The 8,363-nt window shown below is 37.1% G+C and carries 4 protein-coding genes, 1 pseudogene and 1 CRISPR repeat array; all 5 genes and pseudogenes read right to left on the bottom strand.

Annotated features, from left to right (window positions below):
• Window positions 1-115: 115 nt before the first annotated feature.
• Window positions 116-854, bottom strand: a pseudogene (locus PHT93_RS14715) (IS630 family transposase); the annotation flags it as partial.
• An 881-nt stretch (window positions 855-1,735) separates the two neighbouring features.
• Entirely contained in the window at window positions 1,736-3,598 is a 1,863-nt protein-coding gene (locus PHT93_RS14710) for a beta-L-arabinofuranosidase domain-containing protein (protein ID WP_363318658.1), read from the bottom strand.
• A gap of 110 nt (window positions 3,599-3,708) precedes the next feature.
• A complete protein-coding gene (locus tag PHT93_RS14705; protein WP_300244440.1) occupies window positions 3,709-6,132 on the bottom strand; it encodes an outer membrane beta-barrel family protein in 2,424 nt (807 codons plus the stop codon).
• A gap of 240 nt (window positions 6,133-6,372) precedes the next feature.
• A complete protein-coding gene (locus PHT93_RS14700; RefSeq protein ID WP_300244438.1) occupies window positions 6,373-7,626 on the bottom strand; it encodes a HipA domain-containing protein in 1,254 nt (417 codons plus the stop codon).
• 1 nt (window position 7,627) lies between these two features.
• Complete coding sequence (locus PHT93_RS14695; protein WP_300244436.1) at window positions 7,628-7,909, bottom strand: helix-turn-helix transcriptional regulator; 282 nt, start codon at window positions 7,907-7,909, stop codon at window positions 7,628-7,630.
• Between the two features lie 142 nt (window positions 7,910-8,051).
• Window positions 8,052-8,214: direct repeats of the CRISPR family, unit length 30 nt; unit sequence ATTTCAATTCAATTATTGTTCGATTAAAAG.
• Window positions 8,215-8,363: the final 149 nt, after the last annotated feature.

The following is an 8,363-nucleotide window of genomic DNA, read 5'->3' as shown; positions in this document are numbered from 1 at the left end:
ATGAAAATGAAAAGGCATACCGTACCATTTAAACTGGATAGTAGAAATTAGGTGTAGTGTCTAAACAAAAACAAAAGACACTGAAAATCATTCGTTTTCGAAAATAAACCGTCAAAGTCAGGAAAACATGAAACTCTATCTCAGCCATATTGAGCCAGCTTCCATGCTTTGGGGTAAATACGAAATTAAATCTATCCCATACCCTTTTTGCTTCCTCCGGTTCAAAAGCTTCATAGAGCGCTCCCGGAGTATGTGTTTTGAAATTAGCCATGACCAGTGTTGTTTTATCCGCTTTTGGAAACATTTCATCGGATATCCTCCTGATAAAATGAGCCCAATCTATCTTTGTTTTTGTATGTGTTACTTCTACCATTCTTTTCCCTTTCAGAGGCTCGCCTGCCATAAATATATTGACCACTCCGTGTCTGATGTATTCATAATCAATCCACTCTTCCTGTCCGGGTTTTGCAGGAATTGAACTGCGCATTTCAATCAGTTGTTTGGGGGATTCATCCATGCACATTACCGGATTGTCAGGATTATATGGGCGTTTATATACATCCAGAACATTTTCCATGTGAGCCACAAATTCTCCACCGTTAGCTGTAGGAATAACCCATCCCCTTACTTTCCATGGCTTAAGTTCGTTTTTTGACACGATCTATTGTCCGCATTCCTATGCGTAACACTTCACATATCCGCTCATTCGTTACCTTACGAGAATAATCGCCTTCGTAAGTGTTGAGCAGGATATAAGCGCACCTGTAGGTTTGAGTCGTGTGAGAGCCTTTACTTACTATTGCTTCCAATTCTGCTACTTCTTGTTTTGTCAACTTAATTGTGTATCGTACCATGGCTTTTTTAGCCAAAGAGACAAACAATATACGTCATAATATAATTTACATAACACTAAGAATCTGTTTTGAATTTATTCTCTATTTTTTTATATCTGATTTGGTATTTGGCGAAACACATGAAGACAAGACAAAAAGAAACTATTTTAACCATTTTGCTTACGCACTTCAAAAGCACTTAACCTCATTTCTCTTTCGTTTATATAGTTTCAAACCAATAAATATTCCATAATGACAAAGAAAGACCGTTTTTTTACCAAAAAAACAAAGGTTATATTCCAAAATATAAAGGTTATCTTTCGAAATATATCCTTTATCTTCAAAAAAGAGTAGCGTAATCTTGTTTTTTTCTTTTTACAAATCTTGAAAAAAACGGACATGCCTGATAATGCAATTTAAACAACATCTCCCGAATTCTGTTCTTCAGGCACATATTTGGTTATTTTGTTAGAGAAGTCAGCCCAAAAATCCTCATTTGTGATCGCTATCAATCCGACACAAAAATAGCTGATTTTCCAACATCTTGATTTTTCAAACCAATAGCTCAGAGCAAACGCATCTAAAATTTCAAATGAAAGAACATGAAAGAGTTACAAACAATATAAAAAGATTCGTAAAATTCAAAACAGCCTCTAAACGAGGAAGAATCTTTTTAAAGTTAGTAACAAAATAGACAAATATCTCATTATCTTTACGACATAGTTCATTGACAGAATGCATCAAGCTGAAAATCAAAGAAATGTGCACAGTACCAATTCGTGGGCATAGATTTTCAGACCTTTTTGTTTTTAGCCATTACCCATGGAAAACAGCAAATTAAAAACTGTCAACCTTTTTCCGTATAAGACAAAGGCCTTAAATTTGCTTCTTTTGAGAATTAATCAATCAGAATAAGGTTTATATGGAGCATGCATTACATTCAGCGTTTTAGGTAACCAGACTCTATAACGAATGTTTTTATCCCAGGTATTTCCTGCTGAAGCAAAGTCGCAAAAGCGAACATTAATGGGGTCACGATGTCCTTCTAAATCTGTACCCAATACCAGTGGCGCAGTAAATGTCATCCATGAAAAACCGGAATTCTGAACGGGCTGTAAATCCACATATCCGTCTTTTGCTACAATAACCGAAGCTTCATCCACATCGCCGTCATTGAATCGACTATCTCGCGCCAGTACGATAGGACCTCTGACAATAGCTTGTGCCTGATTGAGTTCTACTAATTTGGCTCGCATATCTAATTCAACAGTTATGACATCTCCTTTTCTCCAATCACGCTCTATCTGGCAATAAGATCCGGGTAGAACGTCGGCAATCTCATTTCCATTAACTTTTACCGTCGAGCGACTACTCCACGAGGGAATACGAAGAGCAAAACTGAAATGAGACTTTTTAATGGGATTTACCTCAATTTTAATGCTTCCCGAAACCGGATAATCCGTTTGCTGTACAAGTTGTACCTGCTTCTTACCCGGTAACTGAATTGTACTTTCCGAAGGTGAATATAGATTCAAAAAGATTGTTTCCCCGTTTACGTGGTAAGCATAATCCGGGATTAGAGCGAAACCTCTCGGACCATTCGCATTACAACAGTTGATATGCATGCCACATTGCTCCTCTCCTTCATGACGCCAGCCTTCCAGCGGACTATATTTAGCTATCTGCGAAGCGTCTGCTTTCAAAGACGCTAATAAGGCATTAAAAATACTGTTTTCAATATAATCTGCATATAAAGAATTGCCTGTCACTCCTAATAACCTGTTACATAATTGCATCCATGTAAAAGTCACGCAGGTTTCCATTGTATGATAGGTGGCCAACGTTTGTCGTTCACGTCCTCCATACCAACATTCAAAAGCACTTCCCGAACCAGCGACATTTATTTCTTCACTGATAATATGACTTACCGTTTTCTCTACGACCGACAAATAAAGAGGGTTACCTGTTATTTTGTACAATTCCAGAAGACCTTCGTAACACGACATCATTTCGTAAGCCTTTTGTCCGTTTTCACGTGAAAACCATTGCTTAGGATGCGGAAAACGTCCTGACACAGGTACACCTTTAATCGCTTTACTAATCAACTGCGGTCCGAAAGGCGACTCCCATTGCTTTACAATATATTCGGCAAAATCAAGATAACGTTTCTCACCAGTACAATTATATAAATAAATAACCGGTTCGAGCACCGATGTACTCGCCATACCTAAATAGTTACCTGTTTCCACTATATTTTTTTTGCCAGGCCCAAACTGCGTCATCAAATGATCCAGAACTTTACAAGCAGCCGTCAACGCCGTCTTATCTCCCGAGAGATCATACCAGGCAATCAAACCCAGCATAGAATATTTTCGTCCCCAAACATCCCATTGTTCAAGTTGAGCTTCCGGAGCATAGTTACCGATATAACCATCCGGAGTTTGCGTTGCCATTAATCCGTTAGCTGCGTTTTTTATTATCTGATATAATTCCGGATCTTTATTGTATCTATATGATCCGATAGCTCCCTGAATCCATTTACCCCAAAATTCGCTTTGCCACCGACGAGTCTCCGTTCGATCTCTGAAAGGTTTGATCAAATGTTCCACATCCTGAGCTTTCACCCGATGTTCGATACATTCATCAATACGATTACCCAGATATCCGAAAATTTTTAAATCTTTTACTTGGGAAAAAACCGGAGTGCAGATAGCTCCGAATAAGACCAGGAAAGTAATTTTTTTAATAAGAAGAGCGCATTTCATTTTTACAGGCATAAGATTAACAATAGAGACAAAAATAAGAATAGTGTCAATTTATAACGTTACAAAACTGACACTATTATTATAAAATATGATAGCTTATCTTCTATCAGTTAATGATTTGTACCTTCAAACAAATCGTGATCCGTTTTGGATTGCGTTATCTTTGATTTATAATTATTAAACGTATAACTCAGAGTTAGCGAAATAAGCGGATAATTCGGCCGGATACGGGTTACTGATTCCAAATTGGAGGTAGAAATAGTACTTACATAGCGTGCCGAATTAAAAACATCTCTGAATGCGAGTGTTGCAGTCAATCTCCTGTTCAATAATTGTTGACGAACGGCCAGATTCACATACCAAAACGCATCTGTACGTCCTTGAGTGGTCACGGAAGGCCCCACGAAATTACCGTCAAACTGAATACGGGTATATTTGCCGGCATCAAAAGCATTATTTAGCGCAATCTCGTAATTCGTACTCTTTTCATTTGTTCCTCCGGTAGATTTAATTTCATTCTCGACCTTATAATGATAAAAACTTCCATTAATATTCAAATTCCAACGGCTTGTCAGTTGCATTTGCGCACTAAGTTCCATTCCGGTAGAATAATCATGACCTACGTTGGCCATCGAGTCTAATGTTACTCCTGCTTCATAAGGAACGCGAAGGCGTTCTATTTTATCTTGCCTGCTGCGATGAAACACTGTGGCGGAAACAGTATGCAGACCGATATTCTTTTTATAATTTAATTCATAGGAATCAATATATTCCGGACGAATATCCGGATTTCCGATCTCTGCAGAATAATAATCGCGATAGGTAATATATGGTTCCATATAAAATAACTGAGGGCGTGTTGTCCGATGTGAATAAGAAGCCAAAATATGATGATCATTAGGGAAAGTATAGCCTAAATGTACAGAAGGAAATAAATTATAGTGATTTTTTATTCGGTTTGCCCCCTCAATAGAACTACGCAAAACAGTTCGCGCGTATTCTCCGCGAAGACCTATCTGGAAATCAAATGTCTGATAACTATCAGCAACTAAAGCATACAAAGAATGAATGCCACGTTGAAAATAAAAGGTATTATAGATGTCTTCACGCCAATAAAACTCTTGTTTTGCGGGATCCCAGAACTGCATACTATAATCTCCGTCTTCCAGATAAGAGAAATACTGATAACCGGTTTCCAACTTACCTGTCTCACGATAAGGATATACATAGTCCAAATTCCCCCTTACAGTCCAACGGTGTTCGTCTTCCCAAGCTCTGTGGCCTTGTTGGCGTTTATCATTCTTGTCAAACAAATCACTTTGAAAATATTCTAAGGCATCTCCTCCATACTTCAGATAGAAACTTCCGGTAAGATTATGTCCTCTGTCGTCAAACTTATGTGCAAAACCAGTCGTTCCCAGATAATAAGTCTCATGCAAATCATATTCATCACGACTAAAATAATCTCCTTTCTCAAAGATTGTCTCATCAACTCTACGTTCTTCTTCATAATCCAGATCTCCACTCCGTGTTCGTCCGCCATAACCTCCTTCCAGGTCAAGATTTAATGTCGTTTTAGGAAAAGAGTACATCCATCCTGTCTTTAATGAATAGTTGAAATTATTACTTTCACGAGGACCGTCAGAGTGAGACATAGTGGACGTGTCATTAAGAATTGTGGTTTTCTGTTGATTAAAATCACTCTTTCTTAAATTATCATTCCACATACCACCAACATACCAACGGAGCGCCTTAGTCTGTTTACTTACCAGAAAATCAATACCGCGCGATAAGACCGTACTTCCAGTCAGATTAACCATACCACTCAACCCGTTTTGCGTATGACGTTTAATTATTATGTTTATAATTCCTACATCCCCCTCGGTATCATGACGAGCAGACGGAGTTGTGATTATTTCAATATTCTCAATATGTCCAGAGGGTATTTGTTCTAATGCCTGAGTTCCACTGAACACACTCGGTTTGCCATCTACGTAAACAGCAAAGCCACTACTCCCCCTAAAAGTAACCTCTCCTTCCGCATCTACACGTATAGAAGGGGTATTTTCTAAAATATCAACTGCCGTACCTCCACTTGATAGTAAGTTAGAAGAAGCCTCAATCACTTTCTTATCTAATTTATATACGATCTGTTTCTTTTGAGCAACAACTTCAACTTCCGCTAACCCAACTTCAAGGGGTTTCATTTGTATCACTCCCAAATCAAGTAATGGACTTGTTGAAGTAAACACCAGCCCCGTTCGACTATACACATCGTACCCCACTAATCGTATCAAAAGAGAATATTCTCCATTTTTCAGGTCATTTACAAAAAACTGTCCATTCAAATCAGGCAAAACATGAGCTGAAGGATTGTCATCTCCCTCCACATAAAGCAAAACATCCGCAAAATCTATTGGAGTCTTAGTATTTACATCCACAATACGTCCTTTCAAACGAGGAGTTACCGATTGTGAAAAAGCAGAATAATAAAAACATAAAATAACCAGAATACACAGTAAGCATTTTTTCATTCCTTGTATAGAGTTCGTTTAACAGAACTACGAATATAGTATTAACATTCAAAAAAAGATCCGTAATAAACAAATTGTTTACTACGGATCAGAAATAATTTATTTTAGTTATTTCACATTGTCTTTTACTTCACTTCTTCAAAAATAACCATATCTGAAAATCAATTAATTATATTTTTATGGTACAAATAAGATACAAAACGCAAGTACAATTGACTGTTGAGTAAGTGTACAAATCACTTAAATAAACTTGAAAGCCGATTGCATTAACTCTTGTTCTGATCGTGAAATTCCAATTTTACGAGCGATTTCTTTCCACTGTTTTACAGAAGTGAAAACTTCGTTCAATATATTGTCCATTTCAGATTGATTCAATCTAAAAAAATCGCCTACGCTTTTAGCTAATTCAAAGTCTAAAGCATTGTTATCCATATCAATATTTAAAGCCAAACCATCTTTGTCAATGGAAGGGTTTAAATCATAAGCCGGAGATAATACCCAGCCTTCATCTTTTAAAATAAATCCGTGATTACGAAGATGGTCGTCCGTATTGGAAACTGCGATATTAAAAACAATTCTTCGCCACAATTGATGTAGATTTTCATTAACCTTACAACCATAATTCTGAATAAATTCCACTATATCCAAATAACTTGCTGGCTGATTTTTAATCGTATCTTCATTGTTGCCAGTCATCGTCATTGCGGACGAAAATTGAATTCTTTCCTGATTCATCCGGTCAAAACGTTTGGTGAAAAAGGTGTGATAAGTTCCACTAACTTTTTCAATTTTACATTCCGCCATTTCGATTCCGGCTTTTATCGCTAATTGGTAGGTTAGATATTCCCAAGCGGCTTTATCAATTGTATCATTTTTAGAAGGAAATTTCGCAATCCAGAGTTGATTTTTCTCATCTAAAATATTGGATTTGGGTCTTGCACCACCTAAGGAAGAACCTGGAGCGATGAGTATCTTCAACCATTTATTTATGGCTTCGTTATCCGCATCATTTTCGTAATGAACAACCGCTTGTTGCAATTCCCGAACCGTTGACCAAGGCGGTGTTGATTTTTCGGAATCATTATCCAAGAAATCTCCTTGAGGATCCAACTTAAACCGAAACGCACCCATTCTTGTTTCATCAAAAACACCCAACAGATAATCAATATCATACAGTGTTTTAGGATTTTCGCCTTTCGCTTTGGCTAACTGAATTTCCCGACGTTTCATTAAAGTTCGCCCCCAAGTATCGGGCATGCTGTCTAAGAAAATTCCGAAATTCTCTTTATTATTTGGAAATTGTTGTCCGGAATAAAATTGAATATCGGGATCAATCAGTCTTTGAGCATTGGATTTTAACCAATTTTTGTCATATTCAAAACTAAAAGCCTTTCGTCCTTTGGCTTGATGTGCAGACAGAATACCTAATAATACCGGTTCGGCTAATCCAAGCCAGTGTGCATAAACATAGATGTCGGTTTTATTTGTTGCCATTTTATAATAAATCTAAATCTTGTAGTTTTCTGCCCAATTCATCATCAGCTGCCAACTTCAAAAAATCGTTTTCTAAGCCCAATACACGCAATACATTAAAATAAGCACCCATTGCCACGCTACTTTCGCCTTTTTCTACTAGATACAACGTAGAACGTGCAATACCAGCACGCTCTGCAACTTGTATTGAGGTTAGCTTTCTACGCTTTCGGGCGAGTTTTATATTCTCTCCCATTTGTTCTAAAAGCGTAGTGTATTTAGGCAATAGGATTTGCTTTTTCATTTAAAATGATTTTTATTTCATACAAAAGTAAGTAAAATGTTTGAAATAACGAACGTTTAAAGTGGTTAAACATCATTCATTAACATTCTTTACTCAAAAAGTGGAAATACTTGACAACAAGTGGACTTGTTGCTCTGTCTTAATTTCAATTCAATTATTGTTCGATTAAAAGAAAGAAAGTGTTCGTGACCGAAATTCATGCTGACGAATATTTCAATTCAATTATTGTTCGATTAAAAGAGGCAGGAAGTCCAAAAGGTAAGAATCCTAACGACATTTCAATTCAATTATTGTTCGATTAAAAGCTAATTTGCAAAAAGGTTCTTTAGTTTTTCCCGACTTTGACGGTCGTATTGATTTTACATATAACATACCCGTTGAATAGCAATGGTTCATGTTTGATTTTATCAGAAATCGTTTTGTAGTGTCTATGGAGATAAAGTGTTCAGGATCT

The sequence above is a fragment of the Massilibacteroides sp. genome, from assembly GCF_028705895.1.
In the GTDB taxonomy this organism is placed as follows: Bacteria; Bacteroidota; Bacteroidia; order Bacteroidales; family Tannerellaceae; genus Massilibacteroides.
The sequence above is the reverse complement of the archived record's forward strand: the minus strand, read 5'-3'. Positions and strand labels throughout refer to the sequence as shown.